This window comes from Dactylosporangium sp. NPDC049525, from assembly GCF_040676755.1.
Lineage (GTDB): Bacteria > Actinomycetota > Actinomycetes > Mycobacteriales > Micromonosporaceae > Dactylosporangium.
In genome coordinates this window covers 54,221-73,095 of sequence record NZ_JBFAPO010000045.1, presented here as the reverse complement: position 1 = coordinate 73,095, position 18,875 = coordinate 54,221, and the positions used below count along the sequence as shown (strand labels likewise).

Genomic DNA, 18,875 nt, shown 5'->3' with positions numbered 1-18,875 from the left:
GGCCTCAGCCCGGGTAGCGGCCGTCGAGCAGGGTCTTGGCGGTGCGGCACACCCGGTCGAAGGGTTCGACCGAGCCCGCCGCGCGGCACAGCACGTGGGCGCCTTCCAGCAGGGTGATCAGTGTCGTGGCGAGGTCGCCCGCGTCGTCGCGGTCCAGGCCGGCCGACGTCAGCCGGTCGGCGAGCGCGTCGACCCACGAGGCGAACGCGGCGGCCGACGCCTCGTGTGGGATCTGGTCGGTCGCGGCGTCGTAGCCGACCGCGACGGCGGCCACCGCGCAACCGCTGCCGGTGCTCGACTCGATCACCACCGGACGGACCAGCGCCAGGAAGTCCTCGACCACCTGCCGCGGGTCGGTGCCGGGCAGGTGCTCCAGCCGGGCCCGGACCTCCCGGCCGTTCAGCGCGGCCGCCTCGGCGACCAGCTGGGTCTTGCCGCCGGGGAAGTGGTGGTAGATCGCGCCGCGCGCGGCACCGCTCGCCGTGAGGATCTCGGTGAACGACATGCCGGCCACGCCGTTGCGGCGCAGGGCGCCCACGGCCGCCTCGACCATCCGGTTGCGCGTGTCGTTCGGCACGGCGCCGCTCCTCTCTTGACTCGTACGGTCATCCTAGCCCATAGTTCGACTCGCTAGGATGTACGTACTAGTTCCTGGAGGAGCGGCATGCCCATCACCGTCACCGCACCGCACGGCGTCCTGACCACGACCGGCCGGCAGCGGGTGCTTCCGCTGCTGAGCAGGGCGGTCATCGAGATCAGCGGCGCCACCGGCAACAGCTTCTTCACCCCGATCGTCGGCGGCCACGTGACCGTCGTCGAGCCGGGCGACGTGTACGCCGGCGGGGCCAACCGCCCCCTCGTCGTGGTGAAGCTGGAGATCCCGAACATCGCCCTCGGCAGCGTCGAACTGCGCGCGGCCTTCATCACGGCCGCGACCGACATCGTCCAGTCCTGCGCCGTGCCGGAGCACGAGCCGGCAAACACCTGGGTGACCATCTTCAACGCCCCCGACGGCGGCTGGGGCATCGCCGGCCGCGCCTACACCGGCGACGACCTCGTCGCCGCGATCACCGCGGCGGCGCGCTGACGACCACGACATGACCACCATGTGAACAGTCGGCCCGCGGCCCGCCGGCCGCGGGTCTGACAAGTTTCCATCCACTGTTTGCCCACAAGCGGCGCCCTACGGTGCGTGCGGGCCGGCGATGACGGCACCGTACACCTGAGGGAGACAGCCGATGAGTACTCCGACGCCCGTCGTGTTCATCCACGGACTGTGGCTGCACGCCTCGTCCTGGCAGCCGTGGGAAGACCTGTTCCGCGAGGCCGGCTACGCGCCGGTCGCGCCGGGCTGGCCGGGCGAGCCGGCCACCGTCGCCGAGGCCCGGGAGCATCCCGAGGCCGTCGCCGACCACGGCATCGACGACGTCGTGGCGCACTACGCGAAGGTCATCGCGGACCTGCCGGCCAAGCCGATCCTGATCGGCCACTCGTTCGGCGGAATGATCGCGCAGAAGCTGCTCGGGCAGGACCTCGCGGCGGCCGCGGTCGCCATCGACGCCGCGCAGATCAAGGGCGTCCTGCCGCTGCCGCTGTCGGCGCTGCGGGCCACGCTGCCGGTGTTCAAGAACCCGGCGAACAAGCACCGGGCGGTGTCGCTGACGGCGGAGCAGTTCCGGTTCGCGTTCGGCAACGCCGTGTCCGAGGAGGAGTCGCAGGAGCTGTTCGACCGCTGGGCCGTCCCGGCGCCGGGCAAGCCGCTGTTCGAGGCGGCCGCGGCGAACTTCGACCCGCACTCACCGGCGAAGGTCGACACCGCCAACGAGCTGCGCGGGCCGCTGCTGCTCATCACCGGCGGCCGCGACCACACGGTGCCGGAGTCGGTGACCCGGGCCACGCTGAAGCAGTACCGCCACTCCCACGCCGTCACGGACATCCAGGACTTCCCCGACCGGGCGCACTCGCTCACGATCGACCGAGGCTGGCGGGAGGTCGCCGACGAGAGCCTGGCATGGCTGCAGCGGCATGGACTCTGAGGTGACCCGGGCGGCCGTGGTACTGGAGGCGGCCGCCCGCCAGTTCGCCGACGACAACGCCGATCCGCCGTTTCTCTACGAGCTGGACCCGGCAGAGGGCCGGCGGGTCGTCGCCGAGGTGCAGGCGAACCCGCCGTTCCTGCCCGCCGCCGACGTGACCGACCTGGTCGTCACCGGCGGCCCCACCGGGCAGGTGCGGGTCCGCATCGTGGCACCGCCCGGCGCGACCGGCCCGCTGCCGGTGATCCTGTACGTGCACGGGCTCGGCTGGGTGTTCGGCGGCCCCGGCAGCCACGACCGCCTGGTGCGGGAGCTGGCGGTGGGCACGGGCGCGGCCGTGGTCTTCCCCGACTACAGCCGTTCGCCGGAGGCGGTCTACCCGACCGCGCTCGAAGAGGTGTACGCGGTCGCCGAGTGGGTCGCCGCGTCCGGGGCCGGGCACGGCCTGGATGCCGGCCGGATCGCGATCGCCGGGGACTCCGTCGGCGGCAACCTGGCCGCGGCGGCGACGTTGCTGGCGAAGCAGCGCGGCGGGGTGACCTTCGTGCGGCAGGTGCTGTTCTACCCGGTCACCGACGCCGCGTTCGACACCGGCTCCTACCACGAGTTCGCCGAGGGCTACTTCCTGCGCCGCGACGCCATGAAGTGGTTCTGGGACCAGTACACCACCGACCCGCGGCAGCGGGCCGACATCACGGCGTCGCCGCTGCGGGCCACCGTCGACCAGCTCACCGGGCTGCCGCCGGCGCTGGTCATCGTCGCCGAGGCGGACGTGCTGCGCGACGAGGGTGAGGCCTACGCCAACAAGCTGCGGGTGGCGGGCGTGCCCGTGACCGCGGTGCGCTACCAGGGCGTCATCCACGACTTCGTCGCGCTCAACGCATTGCGCGGCACCCGCGCCGCCGAGGCGGCCATCGCCCAGGCCGTCGCGTTCCTGTCCACCGGTCTGCACTGAGGAGCCCTCATGTCCAAGCTTTCCCGATCCGTCGTCGTCACCGTCGCGGTGGTCGGCGCGGCCCTGGGGCTGGCCGCCCCGGCGGTCGGCCACCCGCAGCGCACGAAACCCACGATCGTGCTGGTCCACGGCGCCTGGGCGGACGCGTCGAGCTGGGAGAAGGTCAACAGCCGCCTGCAGCACGACGGCTACACCGTCCTCGCCGCGCCCAACCCGTTGCGGGGGCTGAGCTCCGACGCCGCGTACCTCGCCGCGTTCCTGCAGCAGCGCACCACCGGACCGGTCATCCTCGTCGGTCACTCCTACGGCGGCGCGGTCATCAGCAACGCCGGCCTGTCCGACCCCGATGTCGCCGCGCTGGTCTACGTCGACGCGTTCGTGCCGGATCAGGGCGAGACGCTGCTCGGCCTGCAGAACGGCGGCGGCGACCCGACCGCCCTGTTCGACTTCGTGCAATACCCGGGTGCTCCTGCCGGAGATGCCGACCTGTACATCAAGACGGCCGTATACTCGCAGGTGTTCGCCGCCGACCTGCCCGCCGCCACCGCGGCGGAGCTCGCCGCCGCGCAACGGCCGATCACGTTCGGCGCGCTGGTGGAGCCGTCCGGGCCGGTCGCCTGGAAGGTCCTGCCGAGCTGGTATGTGCTGGGCACCGCTGACGCCATCCTGCCTCCGGCGCTGCAGCAGCAGATGGCCGACCGGGCCAAGAGCAAGATCACCAAGGTCAAGGCGTCGCACCTGTCGATGGTGTCGAAGCCGGACGCGGTGACCACGGTCATCGAGTCCGCCGCGCGCGCCACCAGCTGAGAGGAACCGTCGTGGATCTGCACCTGTCCGGCCGGACCGCCGTCGTCACCGGCGGCAGCAAGGGCATCGGCCTGGCCGTCACCCAGGCCCTCGCCGGGGAGGGCGTCAACGTCGTCGTCGGCGCCCGCACCACCGGCCCGGAGCTCGCCGAACTGGCCGGGGTCCTGGTCGTCGAGGTGGATCTCACCACCCCGGACGGCCCGGCCCGGCTGATCGACGCCGCGGTGTCGGCGTTCGGCGGCCTCGACATCCTGGTCAACAACGTCGGTGCGGTGCGGCCGCGGACCGCCGGGTTCCTGTCCGTCACCGACGAGGAGTGGCTGTCGACCCTGACGGTCAACTTCCTCGCCGCGGTCCGCACGACCCGCGCCGCGCTGCCGCACCTGCTGGAGCGCGGCGCGGGCAGCATCGTCACGGTCGGTTCGGTCAACGCCGCGCTGCCCGACCCGCTCGTCATCGACTACAGCGCCGCCAAGGCCGCCCTCGCCAGCTTCTCCAAGTCGCTGTCGAAGGAGGTCGGCGGGCGCGGGGTGCGGGTCAACACGGTCAGCCCGGGGCCGGTGAGCACGGGGCTGTGGCTCGGCGACGACGGGGTCGCTGCGACCATCGCACGGTCGCTGGGCGGCGGCGACCCCGCCGCGGTCGCCGACCGGGCCGCCGGCGAGTCGGTCACCGGCCGGTTCACCCGGCCGCAGGAGGTGGCCGACCTGGTGCTGCTGCTGGCCAGCGACCGCACCGCAAACGTCACCGGCGCCGACTTCGCCGTCGACGGCGGGCTGATCAGCACGCTGTAGGTCAGGCCCGGGTGCCCCGGCGCGCCGCCGGGGCACCCGACAGCCCGTCCAGTCTCGCCTCGACCTCTTCGACCTGGGGGCGGTCGAGGTCGCGCAGGATGTCCAGCGCGGACCGCCAGGCGACGCCGGCCGCGTCGATGTCGCCGGCGCCGTGGTGCGCGTCGCCCAGGTTGATCAGGGTCGCGGCCTCCTCGCACCGGTCGCCGACCTGGACCCACAGGTCCACGGACTGCTGGTAGTGGCTGATGGCCTGCGGCCGGTCGTGCAGCCCGTCGTGGACCGCCGCGAGGCTGTCCAGGCAGGCGGCCTCGCCGTGCCGGTCGCCGAGCGCGCGGAACAGCGCCAGGGCCTGCTCGCAGCGGGGCAGCGCGAGCCGGAACTCGCCGAGCTTGGCGTGCAGGAACCCGGTCTCGTTGAGCGTCTTGGCCAGCCCCGTGCGGTTGCCGGCGGCGCGGTAGAGCTCCTCGGCCCGCAGGCAGTGCAGCAGCGCCTTGTCGTACTGGCCGCCGCGTTCGTAGGAGGAGCCGACGCCGCGCTCGACGTGGGCCTGGCCGACGAGGTCGCCGAGGTCGGCGTAGCCGTCGATGGCGTAGGTGAAGTGGGTGCGCGCCTCCTCCCGGCGGTCCACGCCGATCAGGGCGTGGCCGAGGTCGCGGTGCGCGTCGGCCAGCACCGCCGGGTCGGCGAGCCGCTGCGCCGCGGCGAGCGCGGTCGTGCGGTTGGCGACCTGGTCGTGGACGTGTCCCTGGCGGCGCTGGAAGGTGTCCAGCGTCCACGCCAGCTGCCATGTGTGGGTGTCGGCACCGGCGCCGGCGAGCCGGGCGATGAACGCCTGCAGCACCCGGTACTCGGCGGTCAGCCAGGCCAGGGCCCGGCCGTGGCCGGTCAGCGGCTCGGGGGTGGTGCCCGGCGAGGGTGCCGCGAGCGTGATCGGGTCGCGGCCCGGCGCGAGCAGCAGCGCCGCCCGGTGCGCGGTGTGCAGGTAGTGATCCAGCAGCCTGGCCCCGGCGGCGAGGCGCTCCGCGTCGGGCTCGGCGGCGTTGACGAGATCGGCGGCGTAGGAGCGCAGCAGGTCGTGGAACGCGAACCGGCCCGGCGTGTACTCGGCGATGAGGCCGGTGCGGACCAGCTCGCCGAGCAGCGGGCGGACCCGGCCCGGGCTGAGACCGGCGAGACTCGCCGCGGCGGCGACCGGGATGTCGGCGCCGGGATGCAGCCCGAGCAGCCGGAACAGCCTCGCCGCGGCGTCGTCGAGCGCACGGTACGACCAGGAGAACACCGCCCGCACGTCGCTGTCGGGGTCGCCGGTGGTGAGCGTGTCGAGGCGGCCGCTCTCGTCGCGGAGCTCGGCGGCCAGCTCCCGCATCGGCAGCTGCGGATGCGTGGCGGCGCGGGCGGCGACGATCGCCAGGGCGAGCGGCAGCCCGGCGCACCGGCCGAGGATCTCCTCGACCGCGTCCCGGTCGGCGCCGACCCGCGCGGCGCCGAGCCGGCGGACCAGCAGCTGCCGGGACTCGCCGGTGGACAGCGGCCCGAGGGTGATCGGCCGGGCGCCGTCGGACGCGATGAGGCCGGCCAGCCGGTCGCGGCTCGTCACCAGCACCAGGCAGCCGGCCGCGCCGGGCAGCAGCGGGCGCACCTGGGCGGTGTCGCGGGCATTGTCGAGCAGCACCAGCATGCGGCGGCCGGCCAGCTCGCTGCGGTACAGCGCGGCACGGGCGTCCAGGCTCGCCGGGATCCGGTGCGGTGGCACGCCCAGCGCCTCGAGGAGCCGGACCGCTGCCTCGGCCGGGTCCATCACCTGGCCGCTCGGCCCGAACCCGCGCAGGTTGAGGTACAGCTGGCCGTCGGGGTACCGGTCGGCGACGCGGTGCGCCCAGTGCACCGCCAGGGTGGTCTTGCCGATGCCGGCCATGCCGCTGATCGCGCCGATCACGACCGTCGGCCGGGCCGCGGCGGCGTCGTCGAGGAGTTGCAGGGCCTCGGCCAGCTCCGGTCCGCGGCCGGTGAACGACGACGGGTCCAGCGGCAGTTGCGCGACCCGCCGCGACGGCTGCCGCCTCGGGGCCGGCGCCACGGCCGGCCGGGCGGGCCGGCGCAGCACCCGGTCCCAGGCGGCGGCGAGCTCGGGGCCGGGGTCGATGCCGAGGTCGTCGGACAGCCGGGCCCGGACTGTGTCGTACCGGCGCAGCGCCGCGGCCTGCTGACCGGCCCCGGCGAGCAGGAGCATCAGCCGCGCTTGCAGCGCCTCGTCCAGCGGGGTCCGGTCGGCGGCCAGTTCCACGGCACGCAGCACCGTGCCCGGTTCGCCCGCGGCGAGGGCGGCGTCGGCGGCCTCCCGCGCGGCCGCCTCGTATTCGCGGTCCAGTGCGGTGAACACCGGCCGGCCTCGGATCTCCGCGGCGACCGTCCCGGCGGCGGGGCCCTGCCACAGGTCCAGGGCCTGCCGGAACAGCGGCACCGAGGCGTCCGCGCGGGCCCGGCCCAGCAACGCCCGGAAGTGGAGCAGGTCGACGGTGTCGGCGTCGACGTCGAGCCGGTAGCCGCCGCCGGCCCGCACCAGCCAGCGGCCGGTGTCACGGGCCGTCAACCCGGGTTCCAGGGCCCGGCGGAGCACCCCGACGCTGCGGTGGATCGCGTTGACGGCGGTCGTCGGCGGGTTCGCGCCCCACAGGACGTCGACGATCTCGGTCACGGCGACCGGGTGCCCGGCCCGACTCAGCAGCACCGCGAGGACGGCCCGCTGCTGCGGTGCACCGACGCCGACCTCGACGCCGGACCGCCAGACCTGGACGGGACCCAGGACCGCGAACCACATGTTGGCCATGGCCGCACGGTAGGGCGCCGGCGACCGCCGCCGCGAGCGTCACGTGACGGTCATCGCGCCTCGACGCCGTGCCCGGTCCGGCTGCGGACGAGCCCGCCGAGCTGGGAACGGGAAGTGATCTCCAGCTTGGGGAAGATGCGGTGCAGGTGCGAGCTGACGGTGCGGTGCGACAGGTACAGCCGCTCGCCGATCTCCCGGTTCGTCATGCCCTCCGCCGCCATCTGGGCGATCTGCAGCTCCTGCGCGGTCAGCCGGTCCCGGGCCTCGACGCTCTGGCGGCGGCTCGTCTCGCCGGCGGCGCGCAGCTCCTGCCGGGCCAGGTCGCTCCACGGGACGGTGCCGAGCGTGTCGAACGTGTCGCGGGCGGTCCGCAGCTGCACCCGCGAGTCGGCGATGCGGCGTTGCCGGCGCAGCCACTGCCCGTAGGCGAACTGCGCGCGGGCCCGGGTGAACGGCCAGCGCCCGACGCCGACCCGCAGGGCGGCCTGGAACAGCGCCTCGGCCTCGTCGTCGGCGGCGAGGACCGCGCGGGCGTGCCGCAGACCGCCGTGCAGGGCGGGCGACGGCGTCTGCCGCGCGAACACCTCCATCTGCGCGACGATGCCGGCGACGGCCGCGTGCTGTCCGCTGTGGATCGCGGCGTCGGCGAGCTCCGACAGGGCGAAGCACCGCAGCGCCGGGTGGAACGACGGGTCGGCCGGGTCGTGCATCCGGCGCAGGTGCTCGTAGGCGTCGGCGTAGCGCCCCGCGCCGAGGGCGGCGAGCCCGCGGGCCAGCTGCGCGGTGGCGAGCACCGGCCGGACCATGCCGGACATGGCGATCTGCTCGGCCGCGGCGGCGTGGGACCGCGCGGCGTCCTCGTCGCCGCGCAGCGCGGCCAGGACCGCGGTGGTGGCCTGGCCGATCCCGACGAACAGCGGCTGTGAGGTCTCCCGCGCCAGCCGGGTGCACTCCTCGGCCGCGGGGATGCCGACGTTGAGGTCGGCGAGGTGGCCGGCACTCCACGCCTGCGCGCCCAGCGCGCGGGCCAGCAGGCCGAGCCGGCCCTGCGCCCGCAGGTCCGGCAGCGACGCCGCGCAGCACGCCTCGGCCAGGTCGAACGCGCCCACCAGCACCGCGGCGCTGCCGACCAGCCGGAGCGCCTCGGCGTCACCGCCCGCCCCTGCGGCGCTGCGCTGGAGGCTGTCGATGACGGCGGCGCCGCGCTCGATCGGCGCCGCGAACGCGAGGATCGCCAGGAGATCCGGGTCGTCGGCGGCGATCGGGAGTCCTTCGGCGACGCTGACGATGCGGTCGCGGGCCGGTGGGTCCGCCTCGGTCCAGAAGGAGCGCAGCGCGGCGCCGTTGAGCAGCCGCAGCGCGACGTCCACGTGGCCCTCGCCGGCGACCTGCCCGGCGATGTCGGCGATCGCGCCGGGGCGGCGGTGCTCGTCGCGCAGGCCACCGCCGAAGCTCGCCTCGATCCACAGCAACTGCGCCCGCTGCCGTGACGACAGCTCCAGCTCCCGGGCGTCGTGGACGAGGCGTTGCACGACGTCGTGCCGGCCGAGCTCGACCGCGGCCTCGGCGGCCCGCAGCAGCCGTGCGGCGCGGCGGGCCGGGTCGCCGGTCAGCTGCGCGGCGCGTTCCAGCGCCGACAGAGCCAGCATCGTCGCGCCCCGGCTGCGGGCCACCGTGGCCACCGCCTCGAGGCCGGCGGCCACCGCCTCGTCCGGCCCGTGGCTGGCCGCGGCGCGGTGCCAGATGCCGCGGTCCGGCTGGTCGGCGAGCAGCTCCGCGAGGGCGGCGTGCGCCGCGTGCCGCTGCGCGAGGCCGGCCCGCTGGAGGATCGCCGAACGCATCAGCGGGTGCCGGAACACCAGCCGTGGGCCGTCCACGTCGAGCAGGGACGCCGCGATGGCCGGCGACAGGTCGTCGGTCGTGACGGCGCCGCCGGCGACGGCGGTGGCAGCCGCGAGGGTCTCCGACAGCGCGTCGCCGTCGTTGGTCGCGGCGACCAGCAGCAGCGTCCGGGTCGCCGCGGGCAGCCTCGACACCCGGGCCGCGAACGCCTCCTCCAGCCGGTCCGTCAGCGGCCGCCCCGGTTCCGGCCCGGCCCGTCCCGCCCGGTCGGCCATGCCCGACAGCTCGACCAGGGCAAGGGGGTTGCCGGCGGCGTCCTGCAGCAGCTGCCGCCGGGCCCCGGCCGCCAGCCCGGTGGCGCGGGCGTCGAGCAGCGCCGCGGCGGCGCCCTCGTCGAGCCGGGCCAGGCGCAGCTCCGGCAGGTCCGCCCCGAACGACGTGGGGAACCCGTCGCGCACCGCCGCCAGCAGCACCACCGGGTCCGCTTCGAGGCGCCGCGCGACGAAGCCGAGGACCTCGGCGCTGGCCGGGTCGAGCCAGTGCGCGTCCTCCACGACCAGCAGCGCGGCGGGCTCGGTCGCGGCGTCCGCCACCAGGTTGAGCACGGCGAGCGCGATGAGGAACAGGTCCGGGGTCGCGGCGCTGGCCATGCCGAACGCCCCGAGCATCGCATCGCGCTGCGGCCCCGGCAGCGCCTGCGCCCGGGTGAGGACGGGCTGCAGGAGCTTGTGCAGGCCGGCGAACGGCACCCTCGACTCGGCCTCGACGCCGATGGTGACCAGGACCAGCATCCCCTCGGCGGCCGCGATCCGGCGGGCCTCCGCCAGCAGCCGCGACTTGCCGATGCCGGGCTCGCCGCGCACCACGAGGGCGCCGCCCCGGTCGCGGACCCCGCGCACGAGGGTGTCCAGGCGCTGCAGCTCGGCGTCACGTCCGTACAGGAAGTCACCTGCCATACCGAACGTCACCGTCCACATCGCCGCCGTGTCACCAGGAGCCTAGAGCGTCACGATCACCAGCGGACCCCCCGGGCGTGTGGGCTGCACCATGGCGCTCAGCAAGGCACCGTGCCCACCTTCACGGTGACACTGTCGGTGGCGAACTGGTTGCCGTCGGTGTCCACGGCGACCACGGTGACCTTCACGTCGGGCGAGACGCACCGGGGAACCGTGATCCTGGCCTGGACGTTGTTACCGACGTACGGCAGCGTGGCGGGCGGTGAACGACCAGCGCAGCTCGGCGGCCGGCCGGCCGTGGCCGTCGGTGGCGGTCGCGGACAGCAGCAGCGCCACGATGGCCTCGGAGATGTCGGTGACCCCGACCAGCCGCGCCCCCTCGGTCGGCTGGTCGATCCGGACCGCGCCGTAGGCACAGTCGCGGTCGCCGAGCGCGCGGGCGACGGCCGCGTCGGCGCCCACCCAGCGGGGCACGGTGGTGTCCGGGCTGCCCTTGTGGGCGGTGTCCAGCAGCAGCCGCTCGACCTGCGTCCGAACATCGCGTTGAGCACGTCGCCGAGCGGCATGACGGTGAGGTCGACGACCAGGCCTCCGGTCCCGGCGACCCCGGTCGCGTTGTTCGGCCGGGCGGCCAGCACCCGCGAGACGGCGTTGCCGTGAAACGGGCAGGACCCGCCGCCGCTGCACGGCCGCACGTTCTGCGGGGTCCGGCCGTCCGCGTCGAAGCGCACCGACACCGCTTCGACGTCGGGCAGGTCGGCGTCGCGGACGAACCCGTCGTCGATGACGACCACCGGCACCACCGGCTCGAACGGCGGCAGCACCCGGCCGGTGAGCGCGAGCCGCCGCCAGGCCTCCGCCACCCCCGTGTCCTGGTCCCCACCGTCCATCATGGACTGCCAGGTGAACGCGTTGGCGTCGCCGCCGTCGCCGGCCGCCGTGTCGCGCAGGACCCGGTCGAAGTAGTCGTCGGCCTGGCCGGCGGACTCGACCAGGAAGTCCAGGTCGACGTCCAGGCCCGCCGCGCTCTCCTGCGCCGCGACGGTCAGCAGCCGCAGCGCGCTGTCGCTGGAGGCCGTGAACTCGCCGCCTCCGTCGCCGGTCAGCTCCCGCAGCCGCTCCGGCAGCTCGGCCGGGTCGGCGTCCTCGGCGCGGATCGACACCAGGCTGATGGTGGACGGGCCGGCCAGCTCCTTCGGCAGCTCGACTGTTTCGCGTGGTCGTCCGGCCGTGCCAGCCCCGGGTCGACGGTGAACCGCAGCTGCGCCGGTTTGCCCCGCCCGGGCTCGCCGTGCTCGTCGCCGCAGCCGCTCGACGCCACCACCATCAGCACCGCGAGAGCGGCACTGATCCCCCGATTCCATCGCATGCGCTTCCCCGTGTCGCCGCTGGTCAACGATCATCGGAATCGTCGGTCACAGCGGGCCGTGACCTGCGGTGATCTGGGGACTCAGGTGGTCGCCCGTCGGCGAACCGGCAGTCGGCGCGGGCACCACGCAGGACACTGATCAGGGCACCAGGATGATCCTCCCGGGTGCGTGGCGGCCCTCGCCCAGCTCGTGCGCGGCGGCGGCCTCGGCGAACGGGAACACCGCGGCGACCGGTATCCGCAGCCGGCCCTGCCCGGCGAGCCCGACCGCGATGCCGAGGCCGTGCACCGCGAGGGGGTCGGCGGCGCCGATGGCCGTGCCGGTGTCGCCGGCCGGAGCGCCGTGGGACATGTGCACGCCGTGGGCCGCCGCGGCGAAGTCGGCGATCGTCACCACGCGCGCCGGGTCCCCGGCGATGGCGATCAGGTCGGGCAGCGCCCCTCGGGCACAGTCGAAGACCGCGTCCACCCCGCCGGGTGCCAGCGCGCGGACCCGTTCGACCAGGCCGGCGCCGTACGTGGTCGGCGTCGCGCCGATCGAGCGCAGGAAGTCCTGGTTGTGCTCGCCGGCGGTGCCGATGACGGTGGCGCCCCGGGCGATCGCGAGCTGGACGGCGACCGCGCCGACCCCACCGGCCGCGCCCTGCACGAGCACGGTCTGCCCGGCGCCGACCCCGAGCCGGTCCAGGACCCGGGTGCCCGTCTCGACGCTGCCGGCGGCGCCACCCGCCTCCGGCCAGCTCCACCCGGCCGGTTTCGGCGCCCAGGCGGCCAGGACCGCGTACTCGGCGTTGGCGCCCCGCGTGGTCATGCCGGTCATGCCGAACACGGCGGCGCCGACGCTGACGCCCGTGACGCCGGCGCCGACCTCGTCCACCACGCCCGCGGCGTCGAACCCGGTCCGGTAGGGGAACGTCGTGGGCATCACGTCGCGCAGCATCCCGGAACGCAGGTAGGTCTCCCCGACCGAGAACCCGGACGCCCGCACGGCGATGCGGATCGATCCCGGCCCGGCGTGTGGCTCCTCGACCTCGGCGACGTGCACCACGCCGGGCGGGCCGTACTCGCTGAACTGCACAGCTCTCATGTCCCGGACCGTAACGGAACACCCCGTCCGTTTGGCTAAAGTGAGAGCGGTGACGGCCCAAGTGATGCAGACCCTGCGCTCCGACGCCCGCGACAACCGCGAACGCATCCTCGCGGCCGCCCGCGTCGCCTTCGCCACCGACGGCCTCGACGTGCCGATGCGGGAGATCGCCCGGCGCGCGCAGGTCGGCGTCGCCACCGTCTACCGGCGCTTCCCGACCAAGGAGGTGCTGCTGGCCGAGGCCTTCGCCGAGCAGCTGGCACTGTGCTCGTCCGTCGTCCAGGAGGGTCTCGCTGCGGCCGACCCGTGGCGCGGGTTCTGCCTGGTGATCGAGCGGCTGATGGAGGTGCACGCCCTGGACCGCGGGTTCTCCCGCGCCTTCACCTCGCAGCCGGCGGTGGCCGACTACTTCACCGCGGACCGCGACCGCACGCTGCGCCTGCTGCTCGAGCTCGTCCGGCGGGCGAAGGAGAGCGGCGGCCTGCGGGCGGACTTCGTCCTGGAGGACATCATCCTCGCGCTGATGGCGAACGACGGCATCCGCGCCGACTCACCCGCGGTGCGGGTGGCGGCCTCGCGCCGCTTCGCGGCCCTGATGCTCCAGTCGTTCCAGGCCGACCCGGTCCGGGCGCCGCTCCCTCCGGCCGTCCGCCTGCCGCTGTCGGCACGCTGACGCGCCGGGGTCAGTCCCCGTCGGGCGACCGTGCCGGGTCCGTCGACGTGGCCGGTGGGCGGCCGGCGTCGCGGGCCGCGGTGGTGGCCCGGGCGACGGTCGCCACGCCGCTGGTGAGCGCGCGCCGCCACGGCAGGGCGCCGTCGATCTCCACCTGCAGCGAGAAGCTCAGGAACGTCCGGATGAGCACGATGAGGCCGAGCACCGCGACGTTCTGCGTGGTCGGCGCGACGGCGACGGTGCGGATCAGGTCCGCGGCGACCAGCACCTCGAGGCTGAGCAGCAGCACGCCGCCGAAGCTCTCCCGCAGCGCCTGATACGCCCGGCGCCCGCCGGTCGACCGCCAGGTCAGCACGGCCAGCCCGATCGACCACAGCAGCCCGACCACCAGCACGCCGGCGCCCAGGGCGTCGAATCCCTGCGCCGCGCGCTCCATCAGTTCCGTGAACGTCACGTGTGCTTCTCCCGCCGTTGATCAAGCTGAACGTACCCCGGCCGGCGACCGCCCGCCGGGGTTCAGCCGTCCAGCGTGAGCCGGTCGACGTGCTCGGCCGCGAGGGCCATCGCCCGGTCGGGGGCACGGTCGCTGATCGCCTCCAGCAGTGCCCGGTGGTCGGCGTCGATCTGGTGCCACATGGCCGGTGACGGCGGGTGCTGCAGGTGCTCGGGCGAGAACCGGTACAGGGGACGGGCCACGACGTACAGCAGCCGGTTGCCGCTCGCGGCGGCCACGGCACAGTGGAACTGCGCGTGCACGGCGACCTTGTGCGCCAGGCCGTCGGTGTCCGGCCGGAACATCGCCGCGGCGAGCTGCTCCAGGTGCGCGGGTGTGCGGCAGGTGGCCGCCAGACCGGCGGCGGGCACCTCGATCATCCGGCGCACCTCGAACAGGTCCGGCAAGGACATCGCACCGCAGGCGACCAGCCGCCCGACGCCGTCGGCAAGGACGCCGGCGATCGTGTCGGAGTCGGGCTCCGCGACGAAGCTGCCGCCGCCGGTGCCCCGGCTCGTCGTGATCATCCGTTCGCTGCTCAGCAGCCGCAACGCTTCGCGGATCGTGGAGCGGCCCAGCCCGGTCGCCGAGCCGAGTTCCTCCTCGGTCAGGCGGTCGCCGGGCCGCCGCACGCCGGTGAGGATCTCGCGCCGGAGGTTGGCGGCGAGAACCTGATACGCAGGGGTACCTGCCATGACTCCAGAGCGTACGACGCCGGACGCCCGTCGATGTGCCGAAGCCGGGAAATGCCGGCTTGCGTCCGATGTGGACGCCGGCGGCGGCTCACCAGCCGGCGCCGAAGCAGACCAGCGGCGGCGGGTCGTCGTCGGGGTCGAGCGCGCCGATCGCGCCGGCGAGGGCGGCCGCGGGCGGCAGGCCACGCCGCAGCCCGCCGTGATGGGCGGCGGCGACCCGGCAGGCGATCGCGTCGGACACCAGCGCGACCCCCGCGACCACGCTGTGGGCGCCGGCGTGCAGGATCGCGACCGTCATGCCGAGCGTCTCGTCGGCCGGTCGCGCGCCGGTGAGGCCCAGCTCGCAGGCGGACAGCACGACGTGGTGCGGCAGCTTGGCGAGCCGCTCGAACTCGTGGCCGAACAGCGGCCCGTCGCCGAGGAGCAGGTGCGAGAACAGCGGGTTGTCCGGCTCGTGCGCGCCGTGCGCCACGACGTGCAGGATGTCCACCCGGGCCGCCGCCGCCCGCACGTCCGCGGTGGTCGTCACCGCGGTGTCCGGCAGCGACCACACCCGCGCCAGCAGCCGGATCTCCTCACCGGCCCGGGCCAGGTCCGGCCCGGCGGCGAACGCGACGGTGGGCGCGGGTGGCATCGGGGGCCGTTCGTGCGCCGCGAGCCACGCCGTCACCGACGGCACCACCGCGACCGCCCGCCCGCGCAGCGTCGCCATCAGCGTCCACGGCGCCGCCGCAAGCTGCGCCGACGGCGCGAGGAGCACGGGCCCGTCCAGGAGTGCGGCACGCAACGGCTGCCACAGCGCGGCGTCGAGGCGGGCGAGCGCCGAGCGGCTGCTGGCCCGGATCGTCGCGCGCACCTCCTTCGGCACGGTGTCCAGGGCCAGCAGATCCAGGTCGCGGCGCAGCCGGCGCTGCGTCTCCAGCACCGGCTCGGCGCTGCCGAGGTCGACGACCGCCTGGTGGCGGGCCGTGACGACCAGGGCGCACAGCCGGTCGCCCGCGGTGAGGTGTGCGACGAACGTCGCCGACGACGCGCCGAGCCGCTCCCGCAGCCGTGGCAGCGGCGCCGGCGCGAGTGTCTGGGCCGGCCCCGGCGTGTACCAGGACCGCTGCCGGACGAGTTGCTCCAGCTGCGCGCAGCGGACCCGCAGCCGGGTGTCCGCCCGCCCGGCGAGCAGGTGTTCACGCAGGTCCCGCCGGGCCTGCCGCAGCTCCTCCAGCAGGTCCGCCGCCTCGTCGTTGTCCGGTGGCAGCACGGGCGGCAGCCGCGCGGACAGTGCCCTGGCCCGCTCCGCCCAGCCGAACACGGTCGCCGGCCGGCCGGTCGACAGTGCCCGGGCGAGGCCGTCCTCGGCGATGCGGTGGGCGTGGCTGCCGATCGCGGTCTGCAGGTCGAGGCTGCCGAAGGAGGCCTGGTACCGGTGGACGTCGGCCATCGCGCCGCGCCGTTCACGGTCGGCGTCGCCCGGGTTGCCGGCCGCGTCGGCGAGCGCCGCCCGGACCGTGCGTGCCTGAAGCCTGGTCGCGATCGGGTCCCGCGCCCGCAGTTCGATCGCCTGGCCGGCGGCCCGGCGCGCCCGGGCGACCCGGCCCGTCCCGGCACCGGCGAGGGCGGCGAGCGCCGCGGTCAGCCGGCTGCGGCGCGCCTCGTCGTGCAGCCCGGCGCCCTGCAGCCGGTCGGCGAGCCGGACCGCCTGGGCGGTGGCCGCCCGGTGGGAGCCGGAACCGACCCTGGCGGCGATGGCGACGTGCCCGGCGAGCATCGCCCAGCACGCGGTGCCGCGGCCGGCGAACCGGCGGCGGGCCCGGTCCGCGGCCGCACCCGCGTCGGCCCACCGCTCGTCCAGCAGCGCCAGCTGCGCCTGCCCGAGCTCCGCGACCGCGAGGTCGTGGGTGGACCGGGCCGCCTGGAACAGGGTCGCGGCCGTGCGCAGCTCCTCGTCGGCCTCCCGGAACAGCCCGGCGGCGAGCAGCGCCTGGGACCGGTCGAAGTGGTAGACGCCCGCGTGCAGCGGCGACTGGGTCATCAGCACCGGCGCCACCCCGTCCATGGTGCGCAGCGCGGTCGGCAGGTCACCGGCGAGCATGTGCAGGTAGCCCAGGTTGTGCGAGGCCTTGGCGGCGAGCAGGTCCAGGCCGTGCCGGGCGGCGATGTCCGCGCAGCGCGCGAAGTCGGAACGGGCGGCCCGGTTGCGGCCGCGCTGCATGTTGACCAGGCCCCGGTTGAGCAGGTTGCGGCACATGTCCTGCGGCTCGGCCTCGCTGAACAGGCCGAGGGCGAGGTCGTAGCAGGAGGCGGCGCGGTTGAGCTCGCCGGCGCGCTGGTACAGCAGCCCGCGCTGGCTGGCGGTCAAGGCGCGCAGCCCGGCCGGCAGGTCCGGCAGGGAGTCCGCCTCGTCGAGCAGGGCGAGGCCGTCCATGAGCCGCCGCCGCTCCGCCTCGTGATACGCCAGGCTGATCAGGATGTGCGCCCGGCGCACCGGATCGGGGTCGCGGGTGAGCGCGCGCTGCAGCAGCACATATGCGGCGGCCCGGCGCCCCCGCTCGGCCTCGCGCTGTGCCTGCTGGTGCAGTTCCGTAGCGGTCGCCGCGCCCATGGGTTCATTGTGCGCCCCGCGGCGGGTCGCAGGCAGCGGGTTATCCCGCGCCACGATCTCAGCACGATCTCAGAAGGGCCAGCGGCCGTCGTCGCCGGTCTCGATCAGGGGGATCATGGCGAACGCCCCGTCGGACAGGCCGCCGAAGGTGTACCGGTGCCGCCCCGCCGCCGCATACGAGATCCGGTAGCCGGCCAGGTTCCAGGTGTACAAGGGCACCTGCTCCGGCACCGGATCCAGCGCGTCCGCCGAGCGGTGCGCGCGCGCCTGCTCGTCGGTGAGGATCACGACCCGGTCGTGACCGTCGTAGTGCTGGCGCAGCGCCTGCTCCGTCGCGGTCCCGGAGTTGAGGAACCAGCCGCCGTCCCTGAACCGGCGCACCCCGGCCAGCACCGACTCCCCGGCCACGGGCGGGAACACCTTGCTGACGCTCGCGAAGGACACGACCGTCGCGTCTTCCGCGCGGGCGGCCAGCGCCAGGCCGAACACGGCGGCGGCGTCCCAGCAGCGAAGTGTGCCGTCCTTGCTGAACGTGCTGTTCATCGATCCGGATGTGTCGATCAGGATCAGCGTCCGCCCGTCGAGTGCGGGCACGTTCGCCAGGGCGTGCTGCAGCGCCAGCTCCAGCGGATACGACCACCGCAGGCTCGGCGCGGCGTTGTACGCGGACAGGTAGCGCATCGGCAGCACCCGCGACGTGGCGACCTCGTGCGGGTCCGCAAGCCTCGCCGCCACCGTCGCGGCGACCTCGTCGCTGACGCCGGCCTGGTCGAAGTTGCGAAGGTTGCGCAGCAGCGCGAAGTAGCCCATCGTCGGGATGACCGATTCCCACGCGGCGGCGTCCATCACGTCCTGCCGCCACCCGGCGAGGGCCTCCCACGTCATCCCGGCCGCGCCCAGCGCCGCCGGGTCGGTGATCGCGCGCCGCTGCTGCACCGGCACCGCCATCAGCGCCGACCGCGCGGCCAGCATGGGCAGCGACGCCGGTGGCAGGCCGTCGCGGCGGTGCCGCCGGTTCAGCGCGTGCCGGAAGAGCTCGCCCTGCCGCTCGTCGCGCGCCACCGGGTGGGTCAGCTCGATGACGTCGCCGAACCGGACCGCCCTGCCGTCGGTGTCGTACTTGAGCATGCTGCGCTGGTGATACAGCCGCACCGCCGCGTCGGCGATGCCGCGCTTGACCGGCTTCGGCAGCGACCGGCCGTAACGGCCCAGCCAGTAGGCCAGTGCCTCGCCCGGCTCGTCGGCGCGCTGCAGCGCCGCACCCACCACCGCGCGGGAGCCCGGGATGCCCGCGGCGACCTGCGCGCGGGCGCCTTCCAGCGCGGCGACCACCGACGCCGAACGCAGCATCGCGCCGGTGCGCAGCCACGGCACGAACCGGCCGAACCAGTCCGGGTCGGCGACCGCGACCTCGGCGACCAGCGCGCGGAACCGACCGTCGCGGTCCGCCGCGGCCTCGTAGAACGTGTGCTCGCCGACCATGTTGGACACGGCCAGCAGGAACAGCTCGGCCTTCGGCTCGCGGACGAATCCGCGCGCCCCCTCGGCCGTGACCGGCTGGGCCAGGACGATCTGGTATCGCAGGCGGCCCTGCTCGGCAACGACCTCGACGTCGTAGTCCGCCGCTTCGTGCCGGTTTTCGCGCAGTTTGAAGTTGAACCTGGCCATCGATCCCCCGTGCCACGGTCGAATACCGAGGTGCGGCCGCACCATGCCCCTGGGCGCTGACTGGCTACATGTCCGCC

Annotated in this window: 15 protein-coding genes; 6 read left to right on the top strand and 9 right to left on the bottom strand. The window is 75.0% G+C overall.

The annotated features are described in order from the left end of the window. Positions 1-4: 4 nt before the first annotated feature. Positions 5-577 carry a TetR/AcrR family transcriptional regulator gene (locus tag AB0K00_RS41815; protein WP_363533151.1) on the bottom strand — a complete coding sequence of 191 codons (573 nt, stop codon included), beginning with the start codon at positions 575-577 and terminating at the stop codon, positions 5-7. Between the two features lie 87 nt (positions 578-664). Between AB0K00_RS41815 and AB0K00_RS41810 the strand changes: the two genes are divergently transcribed. The 5 genes from AB0K00_RS41810 (at position 665) to AB0K00_RS41790 (ending at position 4,592) form a co-directional block, all read left to right on the top strand. Beyond that, complete coding sequence (locus tag AB0K00_RS41810; protein ID WP_363533148.1) at positions 665-1,087, top strand: hypothetical protein; 423 nt, start codon at positions 665-667, stop codon at positions 1,085-1,087. Positions 1,088-1,238: 151 nt separating this feature from the next. Then, entirely contained in the window at positions 1,239-2,036 is a 798-nt protein-coding gene (locus tag AB0K00_RS41805; protein WP_363533145.1) for an alpha/beta hydrolase, read from the top strand. Then, positions 2,026-2,991, top strand: coding sequence for an alpha/beta hydrolase (locus AB0K00_RS41800; protein ID WP_363533142.1), 966 nt, complete (start codon positions 2,026-2,028; stop codon positions 2,989-2,991). The genes AB0K00_RS41805 and AB0K00_RS41800 overlap by 11 nt, the downstream gene beginning before the upstream one ends. A 9-nt stretch (positions 2,992-3,000) precedes the next feature. Beyond that, positions 3,001-3,798, top strand: coding sequence for an alpha/beta hydrolase (locus tag AB0K00_RS41795; protein WP_363533139.1), 798 nt, complete (start codon positions 3,001-3,003; stop codon positions 3,796-3,798). Positions 3,799-3,809: 11 nt separating this feature from the next. Beyond that, the gene (locus AB0K00_RS41790) at positions 3,810-4,592 is read left to right on the top strand and encodes an oxidoreductase (protein ID WP_363533136.1); all 783 of its coding nucleotides are present in this window, start codon (positions 3,810-3,812) and stop codon (positions 4,590-4,592) included. A gap of 1 nt (position 4,593) precedes the next feature. On the opposite strand, the gene AB0K00_RS41785 is transcribed toward AB0K00_RS41790, so the two are convergent. The 4 genes from AB0K00_RS41785 to AB0K00_RS41770 all read right to left on the bottom strand — a co-directional run bounded on the left by AB0K00_RS41785 (position 4,594) and on the right by AB0K00_RS41770 (position 12,673). Then, a complete protein-coding gene (locus AB0K00_RS41785) occupies positions 4,594-7,419 on the bottom strand; it encodes a BTAD domain-containing putative transcriptional regulator (RefSeq protein ID WP_363533133.1) in 2,826 nt (941 codons plus the stop codon). 50 nt (positions 7,420-7,469) lie between these two features. After that, positions 7,470-10,217 carry an AAA family ATPase gene (locus AB0K00_RS41780; RefSeq protein WP_363533130.1) on the bottom strand — a complete coding sequence of 916 codons (2,748 nt, stop codon included), beginning with the start codon at positions 10,215-10,217 and terminating at the stop codon, positions 7,470-7,472. Between the two features lie 98 nt (positions 10,218-10,315). After that, a complete protein-coding gene (locus tag AB0K00_RS41775; protein WP_363533127.1) occupies positions 10,316-11,380 on the bottom strand; it encodes a hypothetical protein in 1,065 nt (354 codons plus the stop codon). 345 nt (positions 11,381-11,725) lie between these two features. Continuing rightward, positions 11,726-12,673 (bottom strand): NADP-dependent oxidoreductase, encoded by a 948-nt coding sequence (locus tag AB0K00_RS41770; protein ID WP_363533125.1) that lies wholly within the window; start codon positions 12,671-12,673, stop codon positions 11,726-11,728. A 49-nt stretch (positions 12,674-12,722) separates the two neighbouring features. Between AB0K00_RS41770 and AB0K00_RS41765 the strand changes: the two genes are divergently transcribed. Beyond that, complete coding sequence (locus AB0K00_RS41765; RefSeq protein ID WP_363533122.1) at positions 12,723-13,346, top strand: helix-turn-helix domain-containing protein; 624 nt, start codon at positions 12,723-12,725, stop codon at positions 13,344-13,346. 10 nt (positions 13,347-13,356) lie between these two features. Here the strand turns inward: AB0K00_RS41765 and AB0K00_RS41760 are convergent, their stop codons facing one another. The 4 genes from AB0K00_RS41760 to AB0K00_RS41745 all read right to left on the bottom strand — a co-directional run bounded on the left by AB0K00_RS41760 (position 13,357) and on the right by AB0K00_RS41745 (position 18,798). Beyond that, the gene (locus tag AB0K00_RS41760) at positions 13,357-13,800 is read right to left on the bottom strand and encodes a DUF1622 domain-containing protein (protein ID WP_363533119.1); all 444 of its coding nucleotides are present in this window, start codon (positions 13,798-13,800) and stop codon (positions 13,357-13,359) included. Between the two features lie 62 nt (positions 13,801-13,862). Next, a complete protein-coding gene (locus AB0K00_RS41755; protein ID WP_363533117.1) occupies positions 13,863-14,534 on the bottom strand; it encodes an FCD domain-containing protein in 672 nt (223 codons plus the stop codon). A gap of 88 nt (positions 14,535-14,622) precedes the next feature. After that, positions 14,623-17,130 (bottom strand): CHAT domain-containing protein, encoded by a 2,508-nt coding sequence (locus AB0K00_RS41750; protein WP_363533114.1) that lies wholly within the window; start codon positions 17,128-17,130, stop codon positions 14,623-14,625. Between the two features lie 69 nt (positions 17,131-17,199). Next, positions 17,200-18,798, bottom strand: a complete 1,599-nt coding sequence (locus AB0K00_RS41745; RefSeq protein WP_363533112.1) for a TROVE domain-containing protein — start codon at positions 18,796-18,798, stop codon at positions 17,200-17,202. Between the last annotated feature and the right edge of the window lie 77 nt (positions 18,799-18,875).

Coding starts and splice junctions, on each gene's coding strand:
- AB0K00_RS41755 (WP_363533117.1), bottom strand. CDS start 14,534: ATGGCAGGTACCCCTGCGTATCAGGTTCTCGCCGCCAACCTCCGGCGC.
- AB0K00_RS41795 (WP_363533139.1), top strand. CDS start 3,001: ATGTCCAAGCTTTCCCGATCCGTCGTCGTCACCGTCGCGGTGGTCGGC.
- AB0K00_RS41750 (WP_363533114.1), bottom strand. CDS start 17,130: ATGGGCGCGGCGACCGCTACGGAACTGCACCAGCAGGCACAGCGCGAG.
- AB0K00_RS41780 (WP_363533130.1), bottom strand. CDS start 10,217: ATGGCAGGTGACTTCCTGTACGGACGTGACGCCGAGCTGCAGCGCCTG.
- AB0K00_RS41770 (WP_363533125.1), bottom strand. CDS start 12,673: ATGAGAGCTGTGCAGTTCAGCGAGTACGGCCCGCCCGGCGTGGTGCAC.
- AB0K00_RS41800 (WP_363533142.1), top strand. CDS start 2,026: ATGGACTCTGAGGTGACCCGGGCGGCCGTGGTACTGGAGGCGGCCGCC.
- AB0K00_RS41785 (WP_363533133.1), bottom strand. CDS start 7,419: ATGGCCAACATGTGGTTCGCGGTCCTGGGTCCCGTCCAGGTCTGGCGG.
- AB0K00_RS41805 (WP_363533145.1), top strand. CDS start 1,239: ATGAGTACTCCGACGCCCGTCGTGTTCATCCACGGACTGTGGCTGCAC.
- AB0K00_RS41810 (WP_363533148.1), top strand. CDS start 665: ATGCCCATCACCGTCACCGCACCGCACGGCGTCCTGACCACGACCGGC.
- AB0K00_RS41745 (WP_363533112.1), bottom strand. CDS start 18,798: ATGGCCAGGTTCAACTTCAAACTGCGCGAAAACCGGCACGAAGCGGCG.